This window comes from Aeromonas sp. Y318-1 (assembly GCF_027706125.1).
In the GTDB taxonomy this organism is placed as follows: domain Bacteria; phylum Pseudomonadota; class Gammaproteobacteria; order Enterobacterales; family Aeromonadaceae; genus Aeromonas; species Aeromonas hydrophila.
The window spans coordinates 378,426-397,584 of sequence record NZ_JAPDCM010000001.1; the positions used below are offsets into that span (position 1 = coordinate 378,426).

The window sequence follows — 19,159 nt, forward strand, 5'->3', positions numbered from 1 at the left end:
AGAGATCACATGTTTGGAACTGCTACCCGCCCCGGCGCCACCCGCGCCCTGCTGCTGGGCTCCGGCGAACTTGGCAAGGAGGTCGCCATCGAGCTGCAACGCTTCGGCATCGAGGTGATCGCCGCCGACCGCTATGCCAATGCCCCCGCCATGCAGGTGGCGCACAGAGCCCATGTGCTGGACATGCTGGACGGCGCCGCCCTGCGCGCCCTGGTCAACGAGGTCAAACCGGATCTGATCATTCCCGAGCTTGAAGCCATCGCCACCGATACCCTGGCTGCCCTGGAGCAAGAGGGCGTCAAGGTGGTGCCAAACGCCCGTGCCACCCAGCTCACCATGAACCGGGAGGGGATCCGTCGCCTCGCCGCCGAGACGCTGGACTTGCCCACCTCACCCTACCGCTTTGCCCAGAGCAAGGAGGAGTTTGTCGCCGCCGTTGATACCATCGGTCTGCCCTGCGTGGTGAAGCCGGTGATGAGCTCGTCCGGCAAGGGCCAGAGCGTGCTGCGCGACCTCGCCAGGCTCGACGAGAGCTGGACCTATGCCCAGGAGGGCGGTCGCGCCGGCCGCGGCAAGGTGATTGTCGAAGGGTTCGTCCCCTTCGAGTACGAGATCACCCTGCTCACGGTACACGCCGTCGATGGCATCCACTTCTGTCAGCCCATCGGCCATCGGCAGGAAGATGGCGACTACCGCGAATCTTGGCAGCCACAAGCCATGAGCGAACTGGCACTGGCCCGCTCCAAAGCCGTGGCGGCCAAGGTGGTCGAAGCCCTCGGTGGTTACGGCCTGTTCGGGGTTGAGCTCTTCATCAAGGGCGACGAGGTGTGGTTCAGCGAGGTCTCGCCGCGCCCGCACGACACCGGCATGGTGACCCTGATTTCTCAGGACCTCTCCGAGTTTGCCCTGCACGTGCGCGCCATTCTGGGGCTGCCGGTCGGCACCATCACCCAGTACGGGCCGAGCGCCTCCGCCGTGGTGCTGCGCGAAGGCCACAGCCAGGACATCCGCTATCAGGGGATTGGCGAAGCGCTGGCCCTGGTGCCGGGCGCCCAGTTGCGGCTGTTTGGCAAGCCGGAGATCGCCGGTCGCCGCCGGCTCGGCGTGGCGCTGGCCCGGGCTGAAGATTGCCCCACCGCCGTCGAGCAGGCCAAAGCCGTGGCCGCCAGGGTGGACGTGATTTTCTGACCGCTGTTTTTTGTCTCGCACAAACAAACGTTTGCCTGCGTGATCCGGCGCAAGGGGCATGGCAATGCCCCTTTTGCATTGAGGCGCCTCGCTTATAATCCCCCCCTCACCTATGTCAGGAGTACAAGATGTTAACTGCCGTGATCTTCGATATGGATGGTGTTCTGATCGACTCGGAACCCTTTTGGCAACGGGCCCAGATGGCCGTGTTCTCCGAGCTGGGCCATCCCCACACGGTGGAAGATTGCGAATCGACCATCGGCGTGCGCATCGATCAGCTGGTGGCCCACTGGTATCGCCTGCGCCCCTGGAGCGGCCCCAGCCAGGAAGAGGTGGTGCAGCGCATTCTGGATCGGGTCAACTCGCTGATCCTCTCCGAAGGTCAGGCCAAGGCCGGTGTGCTGGAGGCACTCGATCTCATCGAGGCGCAAGGCCTTAAAATAGGTCTGGCGACCTCCTCCCCCTTTGCCATGGTGGAAGCGGTGCTCGGCAAGCTCGGCATTCGCGATCGCTTCCTGGCGGTTCACTCCGCCGAGGTGGAGCGCTTCGGCAAGCCGCACCCGGATGTCTATATCCACGCCGCCGAGAAGCTGGGGGTGGAGCCGGTGCATTGCCTGGCCATTGAAGACAGCTTCACCGGCCTGCTGGCGGCCAAGGCGGCCTCCATGACCGCGCTGATCGTGCCCGACCCCGCGCTGGTGGGCGATCCCCGTCTGGCCATTGCCGATCATCAGCTACGCTCGCTCACCGAGCTGGATGCCAAGATGCTGGCCAACTGGACCAAATAAACAACAAACAGGCGCTGATCGTTCCCATGCACCCAGCATGAGTGGGCGATCCCCGTCTGGCCATTGCCGATCATCAGCTACGTTCGCTCACCGAGCTGGATGCCGAGATGCTGGCCAGCTGGGTCAAGTAAACAATAGGCAGGTGCTGTCGGACTGACCTCCTGCCTCCCTTGATCCCGGTCATAAACGTGCGCTTGCTCGCGGTCAGGACGGTGCGAACCAACTAGAATCAGGGGAGATAGGCGGCCCACGGGCCCGAGGAGGTCATCATGATCGAGTACACCAGCAAGCGCATCGTCTGCCCCCACTGTGGCCATCATACCCGGGTCGAGCTGGATGCCAGCCAGGGGGATCAGGAGTTCTACGAGGATTGCATGGCCTGCTGCAACCCCATCCATCTGCGACTGCACCGGGATGAGGCGCGCGACTGCCTGCAACTGTTTGTGGACGCAGACGACGAACAGATGTTCTGACTGCCAGTGAACGCACCCACAAGATCGCCAAGGGCCTGCATGATGCAGGCCCTTTTCAATGGCAAATCCCTGAGGGCGCGTTGGTCAGCTTATCCCGGCTGACGGGCCGCCAGTACCCGCTCCACCGTGTCGACGATGGCCTGGGTCTGGGGGTCAATCTCGATGTTGGTGTGCCAGCCGGCTTTGACCCAACCCAGGTTGGTGCGAGCCAGCGTCTCGGGAATGAGATTGACGCAGAACTCGCTGCCGCGCACTTCCCCCACGGTGAGGCTGATGCCGTCGATGCCGATGTAACCCTTGGTCAGCACGTATTTCATCAGCGTTGGGGCGAGGCGATACCATACCTGCCGGTTGTTGGGGGTGCCGATAACCGACACCACCTGTGCGGTGCCCATGATGTGGCCGGACATGGCGTGGCCGCCAATCTCATCGCCAAAGCGGGCAGCCCGCTCCACGTTGACCTTGTCCCCCGGCTGCAGCTGACCGAGGTTGGTGAGGCGCAGGGTCTCCTGCATCAGATCGAAGCTGACCAGCTCTCCCTCGACCCGGGTGACGGTCAGGCAGCAGCCGTTGTGGGCCACGGAGGCGCCCAGCACCAGCCCCTCGCCCCAGGCCGGGCTCGGCATGCGGATCACGTGGGTACGAAAGTTGGGCAGCTCGTCGATGGCCACCAGTTCGGCGGTCCCCTGTACTATGCCGGTGAACATGTCTCGTCTCCTGCTACGAAAAAAGGCAGGGTACCCTCGCCTCGTGCCCCAGACAAGCGCGCTGGCTGACAAGCGGGCGGCCGATCGCTATAGTGACGGCATTCAAACCAGCGCTGACAAGGAAATAAAAATGCAGGTATATCAATGCTGTGAGGCCATTCGCATCGCCTACAACCAGATTGGCTCCGGGGAGCAGGGCTATGTGCCGCAGGCCATTGCCGCCACCATCAGGGCGCTCAATGCCGTGGCATCGGACGAGCGGGTACCGGCGGATCTGCGCGAACAGGCCGCCTACGCCGCCGCCAACCTGCTGATCAGCGATCACGAAGACGCCTGATCCGGCCCTCGCGCCAAACGTTTCGTCCCGGATGAATTTCAGGCTAGAATGACCCCCCCGCACTTTGCATTCCCGTTTCGGGAGTGCAAAGGCTCTTCCCGCTACCCGCTCTTTTTACGCTTTATCTGATCCACTCGGAGGTGTCAGTGCAACGTTATTGGTCCGAGGCGAGGCAACTCGTTCGTCTAGCCAGTCCCATTCTGGTGGCCCAGGTGGCCCAGGTCGCCATGAGCTTCGTCGATACCGTGATGGCGGGCCAGGTCAGCGCCGTGGATCTGGCGGCGGTGTCGGTGGCCTCCAGTTTCTGGCTGCCGATCATCTTGCTGACCCAGGGCATCATCATGGCACTCACCCCCATCGTCTCCCAGCTCAACGGGGCCCGCAAGCGGGACGAGGTACGTCCCGCCGTGCATCAGGGCTTCTGGCTGGCGCTGATGGTGATCCCGATCGCCATGCTGGCGCTCTATTTCAGCCCGCTGGCGCTGCACCTGATGAAGGTGGATCCGGTGATGGCCGCCAAGACCACCGGCTTTTTGCACGCCATCATGTGGGGCCTGCCCGCCTTCGTGCTGTTCCAGGTGCTGCGCAATTTCAGCGAGGGGCTCTCCCACACCATGCCGACCATGGTGATCGGCTTCGTGGGGCTGGCGGTCAATATTCCCGCCAACTATGTCTTCATCCACGGCCACCTCGGCATGCCCAAGCTCGGCGGGGTCGGCTGCGGCGTGGCGACCGCCATCGTGCTGTGGGCCATGCTGCTGGCGATGATCGTCTATGTGAAGCTCTCCTCTCATTTCAAGGAGATCAACCTCTTCTCCCGGCTCGCACGCCCCAATGGCAGCCGGATCTGGCGCCTGTTCCGCTTGGGCTTCCCCATCGCCATGGCCATCTTCTGCGAGGTGACCCTGTTTACCGTGGTGGCCCTGATGCTGGCCCCCTTCGGTGCGGAGACGGTGGCGAGCCACCAGATAGCCCTCAACTTCTCCAGCCTGGTGTTTATGCTGCCCTTGTCGATTGGGGTGGGTGTCACCATCCGGGTCGGCCACAGCATCGGCGAGGGGCAGCCCGCGCACGCCCGTGTCGCCGCCCGCACCGGCCTGATGCTGGGCATGGCGGTGGCTGCCGGTACCGCCGCCCTCACCGTGCTGCTGCGCGAGCATATCGCCAGTATCTACACCGACGACCTGCAGGTGATCACCCTCGCGGCCATACTGCTGTTCTTCGCCGCCATCTACCAGATCTCCGACTCGGTGCAGGTGGTGGCCGCAGCCGCCCTGCGCGGTTACAAGGACACCAAGGCGATCTTCTACGTCACCATCGTCGCCTACTGGGGACTGGGGCTGCCCACCGGCATGATCCTGGGGCTGACCGACTGGGTGGTGCCGCGCATGGGACCGCAGGGCTTCTGGATCGGTTTCATCGTCGGCCTGACCGGCGCCGCCCTGATGCTGGGTGCCCGCCTGCGTCATATCTATGGCCGCTTTGCCAGCCCGGAGGCCTGCAGCGCCCTCTCCAAGGCGCAATAGGGCAAACTCGCCTGCAAAATCAACAGGCTGCGCAAGAACTGGGCAAACAGTCTGCTTTGTGCGTGCGGCCTGTTGACAGCCTTGGGGGGCATGGGTAGTATGCCGACCACGCCAGCAGTGCTGGTGTGGTGAAACGGGTTTCTGACCCGGTTTGCAAAGTGGGTTTATAGCTCAGTTGGTTAGAGCACTACCTTGACATGGTAGGGGTCGTTGGTTCGAATCCAATTAAACCCACCACTTTTCCGTGATGCGTCCTTAGCTCAGCTGGTTAGAGCACCACCTTGACATGGTGGGGGTCGGTGGTTCGAATCCACTAGGACGCACCATCATGGAAACCTGTTATGCGTCCTTAGCTCAGCTGGTTAGAGCATCACCTTGACATGGTGGGGGTCGGTGGTTCGAATCCACTAGGACGCACCATAACAGAATTGATAGAAATGCAGATGTGGATTTATAGGTCAATTGGTTAGAACAGTACTTTGACATGGCGTAGGCGATGTCGTTGGTTCGAACCCGGTTGAACACAGATGTGGGTTTATAGCTCAGTTGGTTAGAGCACTACCTTGACATGGTAGGGGTCGTTGGTTCGAATCCAATTAAACCCACCACTCCCCTGCAATCAGATAACGTCGCCTTGCGCACCCTGCGTCCTTAGCTCAGCTGGTTAGAGCATCACCTTGACATGGTGGGGGTCGGTGGTTCGAATCCACTAGGACGCACCAGATTAGAAAAGCCCGCTCCTCGAGCGGGCTTTTTGCATTTCCCCTTTCCTGCTTCTCCCGGCATCCGCACGGCTGAACCGCCATACGCTCAGCCATGCCTGGCAGGTCAACCTCTCCCCGCTCCACGCCGCTCAGAAGAGATCGAGCTGCTGGCCGCAGATCCGCTCGAACGACTCGCCGATAAAGGGGAGGATCGCATCGGCAATGGGCCTTAACTGCTTGTCGATGTAGTGCTCGTAGTCGATGGCGCTGCGCCGGTATTCCAGCGGCTCGGGGCCATTGAGGGTCATCAGATAGGCAATAGAACCCCGATGCTGATAGCGCTGGGGCAGGCCGCGGCGCAGGTTCTCCTCGTCCGCCAGACGCGCCGCCCGCACATGGGGTGGCACGTTCTTCTGGTACTCTTCGAGTTTCTGGCGCAGCCGCTTGCGATAGACCAAGAGCTCGTCGTGAAGGCCGGCGCGGGTCTCGTCCACCATGGTGCGCACATAGCCGCTGGGATCCTGGTCGTGAAACACCATTTCATAGAGGCGGGTCTGAAACGCCTTGGCAAGAGGCGTCCAGTCGGTGCGCACCGATTCAAGCCCCTTGAACACCAGTTGCTCCTCTTCACCTGCCTGATGGCCCGCCACCAACCCGGCATAGCGCTTCTTGCTCCCCTTCTCCAGCCCGCGAATGGTGGGCATCAGAAAGCGGCGATAGTGGGTCTCGTACTGGATCTCCAGATAGCTCGGCAGATCGAACTCGCGCTTGATCAGCGCCGCCCAGTTGTCGTTGATCATCTTCGCCAACCGCCGGCCAATCTCGTCCGCCTGCTCGGGGCTGGCATCCCGCCCCAGGTGCACGAAGGTGGAGTCGGTGTCGCCATAGATCACCTCGAAGCCCTCCCCTTCGATCCACTCCCGGGTCTGCTGCATGATGCCGTGACCGCGCAAGGTGATGGAGGAGGCAAGCCGCGGGTCGTAGAAGCGGCAGCCCCCCGAGCCCAGCACCCCGTAGAAGGAATTCATGATGATCTTGATGGCCTGGGAGAGCGCCTTGTTGCTGGCGGCCTTGGCCCGATCCCGTGCCGCCCACAGAGTAGCGATGAGATCCGGCAGGAAGTGGCGCTCGCGGGAGAACAGGGCGCCGCGAAAGCCCGCAATGGTGTGGTCGGGATGCTGCAGCCCCTCGATGAGCCCCATGGGATCGATGCAGAAGGTGCGGATGATGCTGGGATAGAGGCTCTTGAAATCGAGCACCAGCACGTGGCGATAGAGGCCGGGTTTGGAGTCCATCACATAGCCACCGGGGCTCGCCAGCCCGCCGTCGGCCGGCAAATTGGGCGCCACGTAGCCGCCGCGATGCAGCCGCGGCAGATAGAGATTGGTAAAGGCGGCCACCGAGCCCCCTACCCGGTCCAGCTCAAGGCCGGTGAGGGAGGCGCGCTCGATGGCAAAGGGGATGAGGTGGCAGAAATCGAAGATCTCCCACACCAGCCGGCAATCTTCCAGGTTGTAGCGGGCCAGCGCCTCCTTGTCGGAGTGGAACAGCTCGGTGATCTTCTCGCCCCGGTTGGCCACGTCCTCGATATCCTTGCCACGGCCGAGCAGCTCGCTCGCCACTGCATCCAGGCTGTAACTCGGGAACTGCCAGGTGGCGCTTTTGAGGGTGTCGATGCCATCCAGCACCATGCGCCCGGGAATGATGACGCTGCCGCTCTGGGGATCATTGCGCGATGAGCGCCAGAAGCAGAGCTCGTGGCCGCGCCCCAGCCGCAGCCGCCGCTTGTTGAGCTCGGCGCGGCGCAGCAGCAGACGAAAGTCGAAGTTGACCACGTTCCAGCCGATGACCAGATCCGGGTCGTGCCGCACAAACCAGCGCTCCAGCGCACTCAGCAGGGCGCTCTCGTCCGCCACCCACTCGACCTGGGTCCCCCAGCTGTCGGCATCCGCCTCCGGCGTACCGATCATGATGACCCGCGCATCCTGTTCGCTGTAGAGCCCCACCGAGAAGAGGGCCCCGTCCATGGCACACTCCACGTCCAGCGACACCCAGGAGAGGGTCGGCGTCACCGCCTGCGGTGCGCAGCGCGCCTCGTTGACCTCCCAGTAGCCGTGCTTGCCCCCTTTCTTGAGGGTGCGCCCCTCGAAGCGCACGCCGGCGGTGATGAAACGCTCCATCAGATAGCGCTCCGGCAGCCGGATATCCGCCTCGAAGTGCTCCAGCCCGCGGATGAGCAGCAGCTCGATGGCACGGTGAAAGGCGCTCAGGGTGGCAAAGTAGCAGCCCACCACGGCGCGGCCGTCGAAGGTGTGCATCGGCAAGCGGCGAAACCGCCCGCTCACCCCCGCCCCCTTGAACAACTCGGCGGCTTCTTCCATATGGCTCTGGGGCAGGAAGAAGACCGGCTCCTGCCCCGGCACCACCAGTCGCACCGGCCCCTGCGCGCTCCAGAGCCACATCACGATCTCGGTGCGTTCGCCATGCCCGTTGCGACCGCGCACATCCCGCCCGTGACGGGTCAGGATGAAGCCATCGAGTGGCAGAGTAACGGGAGGAACAGGCTTGATCTCGATCATGCAGGCTACTGGGGTCAACGCTGGGATGGAACCATTGTACGTTCATACAGTGCTTTGCTGCAATTGCCACGCCAGCCGCCATCCATGGCCACGCAGGCTGCGAGCCGCGCCGCAAACTGGTAAGCTCGGCCAGACTGGCAGCGACTGCCGGTGGCGGCTTTATTCGCCGCGCCATTCATCCAACACCCCACTCTTCACCCGACATCAGGAGGTCATGGTGGCGCTTTACTCTCTGCTGGATCAGCTGGCCATTCCCTATCAGCGCATCGATCACGCTCCTGTCTTCACCTGTGAGGAGGCCAGCCGGCTGCTGCCCAAGCTGCCCGCCGCCAAGACCAAAAACCTTTTTTTGCGCGACCCAAAGAGCGAGCGACTGTTTCTGGTGGTTAGCCCTGAAGAGAGCCGGGTCGATCTCAAAGGTCTGGCTGCCGCCCTTGGGGTCAAGCGGCTGAGCTTTGGCTCGCCAGAGCGCCTGGAATCCGTGCTTGGCCTCACCCCGGGCTCGGTCACCCTGCTCGCCATGGTACGCGACAGGGAAAAAGCGGTGGAACTGGTGGTGGATGAAACGATCTGGCAGGCCGAGCGGGTGCAGTGCCACCCGCTGGTCAATACCGCCACCCTGCTTATCCGCCTCGACGACGTGCGCCGCCTGCTGGCCCACCTCGGCCGGGAGGCCACCGTCATGCGGCTGCCGGTCGTGAGCAACTGATCCAAGAAGGGGGAAGCATAAACGCCCCGGCGTCATGCCCCGCCCCTGATTAATCGAGTCAGCAGCCCTCTTGTGGCGGTTGTTGCCGCGATCGTGCCCGGCTCACTTAAACCATTGCTCAGCGGCGCAATTCATGCTGTGATCCGGCCCAGTCACCCGGCCCTGAGGTCGCAGCGCCGTTCCCGGCAGGAAGAGCCCACACCCTTGATGCAGAGTCTGTTTTCCTCGGCCCAGTTGCTGAGTCTGGTGCTGTTCGTCAGCCTGTCGCACATCGGGGTCGCGGCCATTTTCGCCTACCTGTGGCATACCCAGCGACCGCTGCGCTCCCTGCTCTACTGGTCGGCCAGCGAACTGGCCATCGCCGCCGCCTTTGGCTGCCTGCTGCTGCGAACCCTCACGGGGGATAGCTCCCTTGCCAACATCCTGCTCACCAATCTGCTGATCATCGCCACCCCGCTGCTCTATGAGCGGGGGCTGCGCCACTTTTTCCGGCGCGAGGCCGACCGTTTTGGCTGGCTCTGCCCGCTCCTCGCCCTCGCCGGCTTCCTGCTGTTCGCCGTCACCGCCGCGCAGCTGCCGCCGGATGACATACACAGCCGGATCGTGGTGCTCTCCGGGGCCATCTCGCTGCAGATATGCCTGCTGCTGTGGCAGCTCTGGCGCTATCAGCGGCTGGCACCCGCCTACCGGGTGCTGCGCTTCGCCATCCTGTTGCTTGCGCTGCAACTGGCCCTGCAGCTGGTCAGGATGGCCAAGCATCAGTGGTGGCCGGAGTCGGCCGCCTCCAGCCTCACCGATCCCCTGCTCGGCCCGGTGATCCTGCTCAGCCTGCTCTTTACCATCGCCCGCAGCTTCATTTTGCTGAGCCTGGTGCACACTCGCCAGCAGCAGGCGCTGCTCGCCACCCAGCGCGAGCTGGAGCGGCGCGCCAACCTGGATGCCCTGACCGGGCTGGACAGCCGCCACCATTTCGAGCAGCAGCTGGCGGCGCGTGCCTGTCGCAGTGCCCGCCCCTGGCAACTGCTGCTGATCGACCTGGACAACTTCAAGCAGATCAACGACCGCCACGGTCACCCCGCCGGCGACGCCATGTTGCGGGCGGTGGGCCGGGTGATCCGGGAGAGCCTGCCGCCGGCGGGGCTGGCCGGCCGCCTTGGCGGCGACGAGCTGGCGCTGCTGGTGATGGAGACATCGCAAACGCTGCCGGCCTGCTGCCAGACCCTGCAGCAGCGGGTCGCAGACGCCACCCGGCCGCTGGCCGGCGGCCCCATCAGCCTCAGCATCGGGTTGACTTCGCTGCAGCAGGGCGAGCGCTTCGAGCAGGCCTATCCGCGCGCGGATCGGGCACTCTATGCCGCCAAACAGGCCGGCCGCCAGCGCGCCTGCATCCAGGAGCCGCACCACAGCGAGCCCAGGCCGCTGTGGCCCCTGGCCACCCAGACCTGATGCAACCCTCCATCGAGTGCCGGGCCGCTCGGCTGACCGACGCCCCCGCCTACCGCCGCTACGTGGCCGAATGTGGCGCCGCCGGGTTGCCGCTCTATCAGGTGGCGCAATTCGACCCGGATCAGTGGCTGCAGGAGTTGCTCGCCCATGCCGATGGGCTGCATCTGCCGCCGGGCTACCCACCGACCACCACCTATTTTGCCCTCGAAGGGGAAGAGATCCTCGCCACCTTGCGCCTGCGTCACGGCGACAACCCCGCCACCTGTCAGTGGCTCGGCCACATCGGTTACGAGACCCGTCCCACCCGCCGGGGTGAAGGCGCCGCCCGCACCCTGCTCGGCTAGCTGCAGCGCCATGTGCTGAGCGAGCCCATGCTCATCAGCGGCGACGAGGCAAATGCCGCCTCGCTCAAGGTCATTGCCGCCGCCGGCGGGCAATGGCTGGATCGCCGCTACCATGCCGGCGATCGCTGCTGGATCCGGTTTTACCGGCTGGCCCCGGCCAAGGGACCAGGACCGAGCGGCAGACAATAAAAAAGGCTATGTCCCAGTTATGTGTTGAAAGGCTAACCTTGAAGTAGGTCATCACCTTGAGAGCCACCATCATGGATACCCAAGCCTTTCAACATCTACTGTCCCTCTTCCCATTGCTCACTTTGCGTCAGCGTCGTCTCGCGCAACATGAACTCACCACCCCTCATCCCATCACCTCGTTGGCCACTCAACTCCCCGCATGCCAATGTTGCCCTCACTGCCAGGCCGAGGCCACACAGCTGGCTCCCTGGGGCTGGTCTCGAGGGCTGCGCCGTTATCGCTGCAAGCTGTGTCTGCGCACCAGTTCCGTGCTCACCAACACGCCTCTCGCCCGACTTCGCAAGCCACAATGCTGGGAAGACTATGCACAGGCCCTCCTCGACGGTCTGACTGTCCGGCAGGCGGCGCTCCGCTGTGGGGTCAGTAAAAACACCGCCTTTTTATGGCGCCACCGCTTCCTGAAGGCCATGGCTAGCTGTGTAAACCCACCAGGTTGTTCACAAATTGAAGACGACTGATTGGGGGCTGGTAGTTCAGACTGGCATGAGGACGATGCCAGTTGTACTCATGCAGCCACGGGGTCAAGTGTTCTGCCCGTTGCTCTGACGACTCATAGCTCCGGGCATAGGCCCATTCACGCAGGGCTGTCTGAATGAAGCGCTCTGCTTTGCCATTGGTTTGTGGTGTGTAAGGCTTGGTGCGCAGGTGCTTGAGCCCCAACCGACGACACAGTTTCTGGAAGCGTTTCGACCGATAACCGGCACCATTATCCGTGAGTAGCCGGCTGAAACGAATACCAAGCCCGGCGTAGTAACGAAGAGCCTGTAACAGCGTCAGACAGGCACTGCGCTCCGTTTCATCAGGATGCAGGACGCTGAATGCCACACGGCCACCGCCACATGCGCATACTCCCATCCTGCCCCGGAGAGTCTTGGCTGCGGTCACCGGTGACACGATGGCCGGGGCGACGGAAACGCCCCAGCTTTTTGATGTCCAAATGCAGCAAGTCACCCGGTTTCTCATGTTCATGGCGTTGTACTGGAGGGGCAGGTGCCAGATCCGCCAGTCGATTCAGTCCCATTCGTTGCAGGATACGGGCGACGGAACTGTGTCCGATGCCCAACGCTTGGCTGATGTGCCGATAAGTCTGTCGTTGCTTGCGCAGTGCGATAATCACCTGTTGTCGCTGGTCATCGATGGCATGGGGACAGAATGCGGGTCGAGAAGAGCGATTGTGCAGCCCATCAGGCCCCTCCTGGCGATATCGCGTGAGCCACTTGTAGCGGTGCGGGTGCTGACCCCGGCGGCGTGAGCCGCTTCTTCAACGCGCAGGCCTTGTTCAAGGATACGCCGGACAAGAAGCTGTCGACCGAAGAGGGTTAATCGGGCATTTTTATGGTTGTTCACTCGGGCACCTCGGATGATTGGTTTGGTTGGCACCTCCAATTTTGCGGGAATGCCCCGAGTCAACAACCTACAGAGAGATCACAGCTAGCCACCAGGCGGTACGGGAAGAGGGTATCGTCGAGGTCGATGAGACCTTCTTCTTAGAATCGTTCAAAGGACAGCGCGGATTGCCCCGCCCGGCCCGCCAGCGTGGCGGCAAAGGCCGTACCCGAGGCACAGGGCCGGATTACATCCCGGTGATGGTGGTGCAAGACAGAGCAGGCAACCTGGTGGCTAGCCATGGCCTTCAGGAAGCGGTGGCGCCATAAAAAGGCGGTGTTTTTACTGACCCCACAGCGGGGCGCCGCCTGCCGGACGGTCAGACCGTCGATGAGGGCCTGTGCATAGTCTTCCCAGCATTGTGGCTTGCGAAGTCGGGCGAGAGGCGTGTTGGTGAGCACGGAACTGGTGCGCAGACACTGTGCTTACAGCGATAGCGGCGCAGCCCTCGAGACCAGCCCCAGGGAGCCAACTGTGTGGCCTCGGCCTGGCAGTGAGGGCAGCATTGGCATGCGGGGAGTTGAGTGGCCAGCGAGGTGATGGGGGGTGAGTTCATGTTGCACGAGACGACGCTGACGCAAAGTGAGTGATGGGAAGAGGGACAGTAGCTGTTGAAAGGCTTGGGTATCCATGATGGAGGCCCTCAAGGTGATGACCTACTTCAAGGTTAGCCTTTCAACACATAACTGGGACATAGCCATAGAAAAGCCCCGCCAGAGTGGCGGGGCTTTTTGCATCAACCGAGCGAGGGAGCAGGCTCCCAGGCCGCTTACTGGTTATGGGTAGCGCGACGGGGACGACGAGCCTGAGCCGGTTTGCCGGCACCGCCTTCCGGACGCTGACCGCCCTGGGGCTTGGGCTTGCCACCGTTGCCGGAGCGGTTACCGCCGCCATTGCCACCGTTGGCAGAGCGACCGGCGCCCTGACGCTGGCCTTGACCTTGCGGGCGCGGTGCACGGCGCTGCTCGCTCGGATCGCGCGGCTCTTTGCGCAGCGGCGCGCCGATGCCACGAGCGATGTTGTCGAGCGTCTCGCGGGAGGCTTCAAAGCCGGCCACCTGCTCGCACGGAATGTTCTGCTTGGTCAGCCGCTCGATGGCCTTGATGAGCTTGCCTTCATCGGCCGCAACCAGCGAGATGGCATGACCGGCGGCGCCGGCACGGCCGGTACGACCGATACGGTGCACGTAATCTTCCGCCACGTTCGGCAGCTCGAAGTTGACTACCTGCGGCAGCTTGTCGATATCCAGACCACGGGCGGCGATGTCGGTCGCCACCAACACCTTGACGCTGCCATCCTTGAAACCGGCCAGGGCGCGGGTACGGGCACCCTGGCTCTTGTTGCCGTGGATGGCGGCGGCGCTGACGCCGTTCTTGTCGAGGGTCTCGGCAACGCGGTTGGCCATGTGCTTGGTACGGGTGAACACCAGCACCTGCTGCCAGTTGTTGCTGGTGACCAGGTGGCTCAGCAGGGCAATCTTGTTGGCCTTGTCACAGGGGTGCACCAGCTGCTCGATACGCTCGGCGGTGCTGTTGCGCGGGGTCACTTCGATCACCGCCGGGTTGTCCAGCAGGCCGGTGGCCAGCTCGCGGATCTCGTCGGCGAAGGTGGCGGAGAACAGCAGGTTCTGGCGCTTCTTCGGCAGCAGGGCCAGGATGCGGCGGATGTCGCGGATAAAGCCCATGTCGAGCATGCGATCCGCTTCGTCCAGCACCAGGATTTCCACTTCGTCAAACTTGACGGCGTTCTGGTTGTACAGATCCATCAGGCGGCCCGGGCAGGCCACCAGCACGTCCAGACCACGGCGGGTGGCCATCATCTGCGGGTTGATGCTCACGCCGCCAAATACCACGTGGCTGCGGATCGGCAAGTGTTTGCCGTAGTTGCGCACGCTCTCGCCCACCTGGGCGGCCAGCTCGCGGGTCGGGGTCAGCACCAGGGCACGGATGCGGTTCGGGGAGACCTTGCGCTTGCTTTCAGTCAGACGCTGCAGCATCGGCAGGGTAAAACCTGCGGTCTTGCCGGTCCCGGTCTGGGCGGCGGCCATCAGATCACGGCCAGCCAGTACCGCCGGGATCGCTTGTTGCTGAATGGGAGACGGGGTGTCGTAGCCTTGCTCGGCAACGGCACGCAACAAGGGTTCGGCCAGACCGAGGGAAGTAAAACTCATAATTACCTGCTAGGGATAGGGGCGCCGACAATCCGGGATGGGGCTCCTCTGCTGAGCCGATGCCATCTCGCCAGACTCGGGCCTGTTGAGAACACAACGATTTCCCCGGGGAGCAGAGCAAAGGGGAAAGAATAGGGGCGCAGTCTAACGGAGTTATTGAGGAGAAACGAGAAAAATGTGACGTTCCTCCCAGCATGTTTGCCAAAAGCAGGTCACCGTCCCGCCCGGAAAAGCCGCTCAAGAACTCATTCGAATCAGGCTATGCTTGATGCCAGATAACGGCGATACCGCCGCATCCGTCCTGTACAAGGAGGTTCAGGTTCATGCGTGTTCATCTTCTGTCGGCTGCCACGGGCTGGCTCTTGCTCGCCCTGCTGGCGATTGGGCTCTCTCTGCCGCTGCAGGCCAAGCCCAGGCTGTCGGTGGCCTGGAGCCACTGGCCCCCGTTCAGTTACATCAATCCCCAGGGGACGCTGGATGGGCTGGACGTCACCCTGACTCGCCAGATCCTGAGCCAGGCGGGGCTGGAATCCCACTTTCGCAACCTGCCCTGGGCCAGGGCCATCCATCTGCTCGAACAGCAGCAGCTGGACGTGGCCATGGGGGCGCTCGATACGCCGGAGCGGCGCGCCTTTGCCCGCTTCTCGGTGCCCTATCGGCGCAGTACCTTTGTGCTGCTGAGCAACAACCCCATCCCGGGCCAGCGAGATCCCTGGCTGGTGGTGTCAGACCTGTCGCAGCTTTGCCAGCAAAGCCAGCTGCGCCTTGGCAAGCTGCGCGGCACCCGCCCCATCCAGCTGATGGAAGCGTGCCCCGCCCTCAAGAACGCGAGCGAATACAACGCCGATGACCGACTGGTCGATCTGCTGCTGGCTCGCCGGCTGGACGGCGTCATCATGGAGTGGCAATACGCCCGCTACCGGCTGCAACAGTTGGGGGCCGACGGCTTTATCCGCTGCCAGCTGCTGCTCCATCACCAACCGGTCAGCCTGATGTTTGCCAGCTCGGCCGTCACCGATGCGCAGCTCGCCCGAATCAATGAGGTGATTGCCAGCCTGCCCCCACCCGGCCGTAACGTGGCACCGCCCCCCTGCCGACTCGACAACCCGGCGGCTGAGCAGGTGACACCCAACCAATAACCCAGCGCGATGAATACCCATGAAAAAGGCGACCCTGAGGTCGCCTTTTGACTGTGACTGTGGCTGCTCCACTCGATCAGCCGAGCAGTGAACAGGCCGATCAGCGCAGTTGCGGGGTATGGGTCAGCACGCCCTGGTTCTGGGCACGGTGGCGCAGCAGGTGGTCCATCAGCACCAGTGCCAGCATCGCTTCGGCGATGGGCACGGCACGAATGCCGACGCAAGGATCGTGGCGACCCTTGGTGATCATCTCGGTGGCCTCACCCTCGGTGGTGATGGTCTTGCCAGGTACCGTGATGCTGGAGGTGGGCTTTAAGCCTAAGCTCACCACGATATCCTGACCCGACGAGATGCCGCCCAGAATGCCGCCCGCATGGTTGCTGGCAAAGCCGGCCGGAGTCATCTCGTCACGGTGCTCGGAGCCTTTTTGCTCCACCACCGCGAACCCGTCGCCAATCTCCACCCCTTTCACCGCATTGATGCCCATCATGGCGTGAGCGATGTCGGCGTCGAGGCGATCGAACACCGGCTCACCGAGGCCCACCGGCACATTGCTGGCGATGACCTGCACCTTGGCACCGATGCTGTTGCCCTCTTTCTTCAGGTCGCGCATGTATTGATCGAGCGCCTCCAGCTTGCCCGCATCGGGGAAGAAGAAGGGATTCTGCTCGATCTGGGCCGCGTCGAAGGCTTCTGCCTTGATGGGGCCGAGCTGGGAGAGAAAACCGGTGATCTCGATGCCGTGTACCTGTTTCAGGTACTTCTTGGCAATGGCACCCGCCGCCACCCGCATCGCGGTTTCACGGGCGGAGGAGCGACCGCCGCCACGATAGTCGCGCTGGCCATACTTCTGGTGATAGGTGTAATCGGCGTGGCCCGGGCGGAACAAGTCCTTGATGTCGGAGTAGTCCTTGGAGCGCTGATCGGTGTTCTCGATCAAGAGCCCGATGGAGGTACCGGTGGTCTTGCCCTCGAACACCCCGGAGAGGATCTTCACCTCGTCCGGCTCGCGGCGCGGCGTGGTGTAGCGGGAGGTGCCGGGCTTGCGCCGGTCCAGATCCCCCTGCAGATCCGCTTCGCTGATCTCCAGTCCCGGCGGGCAGCCGTCGACCACGGCGCCCAGCGCCAGGCCGTGGCTCTCGCCGAAGGTCGTCACACGAAAGAGTTGGCCGAAACTGTTCCCTGCCATGAGTGCTCCTGCTTAGCTCTTGTAAATCGCGAAATAGTCCTGGTATTGCACCAGATCGGCACGGCTCATCACGAACACGCCGTGACCACCGTTCTCGAACTCGACCCAGGTAAAGGGCACGTCCGGGAACTGGGCTTCCAGATGGATCATGCTGTTGCCCACCTCGACCACCAGCACGCCATCCTCTTTGAGGAAGTCGGCGGCATTGGCCAGCAGACGCTTGGTGAGCTTGAGGCCGTCGGAGCCGGAGGCCAGCGCCAGCTCGGGTTCGTGACGAAACTCGTCCGGCAGATCCGACATGTCTTCGGAATCCACGTAGGGCGGGTTGGAGACGATGAGATCGTACTTGTCGCCGACCGGCAGATCGCGGAACAGATCGGAGCGGATCGGAATGACCTGCTGCTCCAGCCCGTGATCGTTGATGTTGCGCTCGGCCACGTTGAGGGCATCGACGCTGATGTCGATGGCATCCACTTCGGCTTGTGGGAACTCGTGGGCCATGATGATGGCGATGCAGCCGGAGCCGGTGCACAAGTCCATGATCCGGGTCGGTTCATGCTTGAGGAAGGGGGCGAAGCGGTTGGCCACCATCTCGGCGATGGGGGAACGGGGAATCAGCACCCGCTCGTCCACGTAGAACTCCCAACCGGCATACCAGGCCTTGTTGGTCAGGTAGGCGGCCGGTACCCGCTCCTGCACGCGGCGGATGATGAGCTCGGCGATACGGTGCCGTTCGCTGGTGGTCAGACGGGAGTGGCGCATGCCCGGATCCACGTCCGGCGGCAGATGTAGCGCGGGCAGTACCAGCTGCACGGCTTCATCCCAGGCGTTGTCGGTACCATGTCCGTAGAAGATCCCGGCGTCGTTGAAACGACTCATGGCCCAGCGCAACATGTCCTGGATGGTGTGCATCTCGGCAACCACCTCATCGATAAATATCTTGTCCAAATCCACCTCCAAGTCGAGTAATATCCGGCCCGAGAATTCTATACAGCGAGCAAGACGAGTACCTGATGAAAAAAACGCCCTCACCGACAGACGAGGAAACCCAGCTGTTCCGCGATGCGATAAAAGGTACCCGGAAAATCAAGCAAGATACCATAAGGGCCGACCTGCGCCCGGTCAAGCAGAAACGCGAACTGCGTGAGAGCCGCGAAAAGCTTGGGGTTGACCACTATTTCAGCGATGAGTACCAGCCCCATCTCGAGGCCGATGGACCAACCCGTTACGTGCGCGAAGATGTGTCAAAATTCGAGCTGAAAAAGCTCAAGCGCGGCAGCTATCCGCCGGAGATCTACCTGGACCTGCACGGCATGAACCAGCAGCAGGCCAAACAGGAGCTGGCGGCCCTGCTGACCCTCTGCCAAAAAGAGAACATCCATGTCGCCTCCGTGATGCACGGCATCGGCAAACATATCCTCAAGCAGCGCATTCCGAGCTGGCTGGCCCAGCACCCCAACGTGCAGGCGTTCCATCAGGCCCCCCGCGAGTGGGGCGGCGACAGCGCCATCCTGGTGCTGCTGGATATCGAAGAGTAACCCTCGTCCTCTGGCATGCTCTGACGAGCAGAGCAGCATAAAAAAAACCACCGCGACCTGGCAGTGGTTTTTTTTATGGGTGCAGGCGCCTCCCCTAGCCTGCCGCTTCCACATAACGCTTGAAATTGTCGAGGATCCCCTGCCAGCCCGCCTGCTGCTGAGCCGGGGTGTGGCTCGTCTCGGCATCGAAGGTTTCCTGCACCCAGGTGCCGCCCGGTTCGCTGGCAAACTGCACATCCACCTCGCGCCCGTCATCCATCACGAACGAGAGGCGGGTCGGTGCCTCCACCCGGGTAAAGGTGCCGGTGAAATCAAAACCGGCGCTGCCATCCTTGGCGGCCATGTGATGGCAAAAACGCCCGCCCACCACCAAGTCGACCAGGCTGCCGGTGGTGTGCCAGTCGCTGGAGGCCGCATTCCATCTGGCGATGCAGTCCGGATCGTTCCAGGCCCACCAGACGGCCTCTATCTCCTGCTCGATATGTGCCTCGATGCTGATCTTCATGACGCGCTCCGTGCCAGTTTGCTGTGGGATGACTGGCCATGCCGGCCAGCTCGCTTGCGGATGCCAGCAAGTAAAGCCCAGCGGATGGCGTCGAGCCAGTCCATCTGGCGGGGCTCATCACCGCCAACCCAGTGGCAAGGCGTTGCTTCTACCTGCGGGACAAGGATCAAAAACGGCCGCAC

General features: G+C 62.8%; 18 protein-coding genes, 5 tRNA genes and 4 pseudogenes. 17 read left to right on the forward strand and 10 right to left on the reverse strand.

What is annotated here, in order from left to right:
* Positions 1–9 precede the first annotated feature (9 nt).
* From purT to OKB87_RS01630, 3 genes are all read left to right on the forward strand, one after another.
* Entirely contained in the window at positions 10–1,188 is a 1,179-nt protein-coding gene (gene purT, locus OKB87_RS01620; protein WP_270826230.1) for a formate-dependent phosphoribosylglycinamide formyltransferase, read from the forward strand.
* Positions 1,189–1,316: 128 nt separating this feature from the next.
* Positions 1,317–1,976 (forward strand): hexitol phosphatase HxpB, encoded by a 660-nt coding sequence (gene hxpB / locus OKB87_RS01625; protein ID WP_270826231.1) that lies wholly within the window; start codon positions 1,317–1,319, stop codon positions 1,974–1,976.
* A gap of 269 nt (positions 1,977–2,245) precedes the next feature.
* Entirely contained in the window at positions 2,246–2,449 is a 204-nt protein-coding gene (locus tag OKB87_RS01630; RefSeq protein WP_005301298.1) for a CPXCG motif-containing cysteine-rich protein, read from the forward strand.
* A gap of 89 nt (positions 2,450–2,538) precedes the next feature.
* On the opposite strand, the gene OKB87_RS01635 is transcribed toward OKB87_RS01630, so the two are convergent.
* On the reverse strand, positions 2,539–3,156 hold the full coding sequence (locus OKB87_RS01635) for a riboflavin synthase subunit alpha (RefSeq protein WP_270826233.1): 618 nt from the start codon (positions 3,154–3,156) through the stop codon (positions 2,539–2,541).
* Between the two features lie 130 nt (positions 3,157–3,286).
* Here OKB87_RS01635 and OKB87_RS01640 point away from each other — a divergent pair, with 130 nt between their 5' ends.
* From OKB87_RS01640 to OKB87_RS01670, 7 genes are all read left to right on the forward strand, one after another.
* Complete coding sequence (locus OKB87_RS01640; RefSeq protein WP_005301307.1) at positions 3,287–3,493, forward strand: YaeP family protein; 207 nt, start codon at positions 3,287–3,289, stop codon at positions 3,491–3,493.
* A gap of 146 nt (positions 3,494–3,639) precedes the next feature.
* A complete protein-coding gene (locus OKB87_RS01645) occupies positions 3,640–5,019 on the forward strand; it encodes an MATE family efflux transporter (RefSeq protein WP_270826234.1) in 1,380 nt (459 codons plus the stop codon).
* 160 nt (positions 5,020–5,179) lie between these two features.
* Positions 5,180–5,256 (forward strand) — tRNA-Val (locus tag OKB87_RS01650).
* 12 nt (positions 5,257–5,268) lie between these two features.
* A tRNA-Val gene (locus tag OKB87_RS01655) sits at positions 5,269–5,345 on the forward strand.
* Between the two features lie 17 nt (positions 5,346–5,362).
* Positions 5,363–5,439: transfer RNA gene (locus OKB87_RS01660), tRNA-Val, on the forward strand.
* A gap of 111 nt (positions 5,440–5,550) precedes the next feature.
* Positions 5,551–5,627 (forward strand) — tRNA-Val (locus OKB87_RS01665).
* Positions 5,628–5,664: 37 nt separating this feature from the next.
* Positions 5,665–5,741 (forward strand) — tRNA-Val (locus OKB87_RS01670).
* Positions 5,742–5,872: 131 nt separating this feature from the next.
* Here OKB87_RS01670 and OKB87_RS01675 read toward each other — a convergent pair.
* Positions 5,873–8,302 (reverse strand): DNA polymerase II, encoded by a 2,430-nt coding sequence (locus OKB87_RS01675; protein WP_270826236.1) that lies wholly within the window; start codon positions 8,300–8,302, stop codon positions 5,873–5,875.
* Between the two features lie 214 nt (positions 8,303–8,516).
* On the opposite strand from OKB87_RS01675, the gene OKB87_RS01680 reads away from it, so the two are divergent.
* From OKB87_RS01680 to OKB87_RS01695, 4 genes and pseudogenes are all read left to right on the forward strand, one after another.
* Complete coding sequence (locus OKB87_RS01680) at positions 8,517–9,011, forward strand: prolyl-tRNA synthetase associated domain-containing protein (protein ID WP_270826238.1); 495 nt, start codon at positions 8,517–8,519, stop codon at positions 9,009–9,011.
* Between the two features lie 207 nt (positions 9,012–9,218).
* A complete protein-coding gene (locus tag OKB87_RS01685; RefSeq protein WP_201973779.1) occupies positions 9,219–10,457 on the forward strand; it encodes a GGDEF domain-containing protein in 1,239 nt (412 codons plus the stop codon).
* Positions 10,457–10,990: pseudogene (locus OKB87_RS01690) on the forward strand (GNAT family N-acetyltransferase). The gene OKB87_RS01685 and the pseudogene OKB87_RS01690 overlap by 1 nt, the downstream one beginning before the upstream one ends.
* Before the next feature lie 71 nt (positions 10,991–11,061).
* Positions 11,062–11,502: pseudogene (locus tag OKB87_RS01695) on the forward strand (transposase); the annotation flags it as partial.
* On the opposite strand, the gene OKB87_RS23625 reads toward OKB87_RS01695, so the two are convergent.
* Genes OKB87_RS23625 through OKB87_RS23635 form a run of 3 tightly spaced genes read right to left on the reverse strand, consistent with a single transcriptional unit; the run spans position 11,462 to position 12,430 of the window.
* Positions 11,462–11,905 (reverse strand): integrase core domain-containing protein, encoded by a 444-nt coding sequence (locus OKB87_RS23625; protein ID WP_442866071.1) that lies wholly within the window; start codon positions 11,903–11,905, stop codon positions 11,462–11,464. The pseudogene OKB87_RS01695 and the gene OKB87_RS23625 overlap by 41 nt on opposite strands.
* A complete protein-coding gene (locus OKB87_RS23630; RefSeq protein ID WP_442866072.1) occupies positions 11,850–12,230 on the reverse strand; it encodes a helix-turn-helix domain-containing protein in 381 nt (126 codons plus the stop codon). The genes OKB87_RS23625 and OKB87_RS23630 overlap by 56 nt, the downstream gene beginning before the upstream one ends.
* The gene (locus OKB87_RS23635) at positions 12,164–12,430 is read right to left on the reverse strand and encodes a leucine zipper domain-containing protein (RefSeq protein ID WP_442866069.1); all 267 of its coding nucleotides are present in this window, start codon (positions 12,428–12,430) and stop codon (positions 12,164–12,166) included. The genes OKB87_RS23630 and OKB87_RS23635 overlap by 67 nt, the downstream gene beginning before the upstream one ends.
* Positions 12,431–12,480: 50 nt before the next feature.
* On the opposite strand from OKB87_RS23635, the pseudogene OKB87_RS01705 reads away from it, so the two are divergent.
* Positions 12,481–12,663 (forward strand): annotated as a pseudogene (locus OKB87_RS01705) (IS1595 family transposase); the annotation flags it as partial.
* Here the strand turns inward: OKB87_RS01705 and OKB87_RS01710 are convergent.
* Both OKB87_RS01710 and OKB87_RS01715 read right to left on the reverse strand, forming a co-directional pair.
* Positions 12,664–13,068 (reverse strand): annotated as a pseudogene (locus OKB87_RS01710) (transposase); the annotation flags it as partial.
* Between the two features lie 137 nt (positions 13,069–13,205).
* Positions 13,206–14,606: a DEAD/DEAH box helicase gene (locus OKB87_RS01715; protein ID WP_024945273.1), complete on the reverse strand. Its 1,401-nt coding sequence runs from the start codon at positions 14,604–14,606 to the stop codon at positions 13,206–13,208.
* Positions 14,607–14,929: 323 nt separating this feature from the next.
* Here OKB87_RS01715 and OKB87_RS01720 point away from each other — a divergent pair, with 323 nt between their 5' ends.
* A complete protein-coding gene (locus OKB87_RS01720) occupies positions 14,930–15,745 on the forward strand; it encodes a substrate-binding periplasmic protein (RefSeq protein ID WP_270826239.1) in 816 nt (271 codons plus the stop codon).
* A 100-nt stretch (positions 15,746–15,845) separates the two neighbouring features.
* Here OKB87_RS01720 and aroC read toward each other — a convergent pair whose 3' ends face one another.
* Positions 15,846–16,934, reverse strand: a complete 1,089-nt coding sequence (gene aroC / locus OKB87_RS01725; protein WP_016350634.1) for a chorismate synthase — start codon at positions 16,932–16,934, stop codon at positions 15,846–15,848.
* Positions 16,935–16,946: 12 nt separating this feature from the next.
* Complete coding sequence (gene prmB, locus OKB87_RS01730; protein ID WP_024945276.1) at positions 16,947–17,882, reverse strand: 50S ribosomal protein L3 N(5)-glutamine methyltransferase; 936 nt, start codon at positions 17,880–17,882, stop codon at positions 16,947–16,949.
* Positions 17,883–17,947: 65 nt separating this feature from the next.
* Between prmB and smrB the strand changes: the two genes are divergently transcribed.
* Positions 17,948–18,472: an endonuclease SmrB gene (gene smrB, locus OKB87_RS01735; protein WP_011706199.1), complete on the forward strand. Its 525-nt coding sequence runs from the start codon at positions 17,948–17,950 to the stop codon at positions 18,470–18,472.
* Between the two features lie 94 nt (positions 18,473–18,566).
* On the opposite strand, the gene OKB87_RS01740 is transcribed toward smrB, so the two are convergent.
* Positions 18,567–18,977, reverse strand: a complete 411-nt coding sequence (locus OKB87_RS01740; protein ID WP_270826240.1) for an SRPBCC family protein — start codon at positions 18,975–18,977, stop codon at positions 18,567–18,569.
* Positions 18,978–19,159: the final 182 nt, after the last annotated feature.

What these genes read in the sequence shown, in the direction of transcription:
- purT (WP_270826230.1), top strand. Translation starts at nt 10, where the DNA reads ATGTTTGGAACTGCTACCCGCCCCGGCGCCACCCGCGCCCTGCTGCTG.
- hxpB (WP_270826231.1), top strand. Translation starts at nt 1,317, where the DNA reads ATGTTAACTGCCGTGATCTTCGATATGGATGGTGTTCTGATCGACTCG.
- OKB87_RS01630 (WP_005301298.1), top strand. Translation starts at nt 2,246, where the DNA reads ATGATCGAGTACACCAGCAAGCGCATCGTCTGCCCCCACTGTGGCCAT.
- OKB87_RS01635 (WP_270826233.1), bottom strand. Translation starts at nt 3,156, where the DNA reads ATGTTCACCGGCATAGTACAGGGGACCGCCGAACTGGTGGCCATCGAC.
- OKB87_RS01640 (WP_005301307.1), top strand. Translation starts at nt 3,287, where the DNA reads ATGCAGGTATATCAATGCTGTGAGGCCATTCGCATCGCCTACAACCAG.
- OKB87_RS01675 (WP_270826236.1), bottom strand. Translation starts at nt 8,302, where the DNA reads ATGATCGAGATCAAGCCTGTTCCTCCCGTTACTCTGCCACTCGATGGC.
- OKB87_RS01680 (WP_270826238.1), top strand. Translation starts at nt 8,517, where the DNA reads ATGGTGGCGCTTTACTCTCTGCTGGATCAGCTGGCCATTCCCTATCAG.
- OKB87_RS01685 (WP_201973779.1), top strand. Translation starts at nt 9,219, where the DNA reads ATGCAGAGTCTGTTTTCCTCGGCCCAGTTGCTGAGTCTGGTGCTGTTC.
- OKB87_RS23625 (WP_442866071.1), bottom strand. Translation starts at nt 11,905, where the DNA reads ATGGGAGTATGCGCATGTGGCGGTGGCCGTGTGGCATTCAGCGTCCTG.
- OKB87_RS01715 (WP_024945273.1), bottom strand. Translation starts at nt 14,606, where the DNA reads ATGAGTTTTACTTCCCTCGGTCTGGCCGAACCCTTGTTGCGTGCCGTT.
- OKB87_RS01720 (WP_270826239.1), top strand. Translation starts at nt 14,930, where the DNA reads ATGCGTGTTCATCTTCTGTCGGCTGCCACGGGCTGGCTCTTGCTCGCC.
- aroC (WP_016350634.1), bottom strand. Translation starts at nt 16,934, where the DNA reads ATGGCAGGGAACAGTTTCGGCCAACTCTTTCGTGTGACGACCTTCGGC.
- smrB (WP_011706199.1), top strand. Translation starts at nt 17,948, where the DNA reads ATGAAAAAAACGCCCTCACCGACAGACGAGGAAACCCAGCTGTTCCGC.
- OKB87_RS01740 (WP_270826240.1), bottom strand. Translation starts at nt 18,977, where the DNA reads ATGAAGATCAGCATCGAGGCACATATCGAGCAGGAGATAGAGGCCGTC.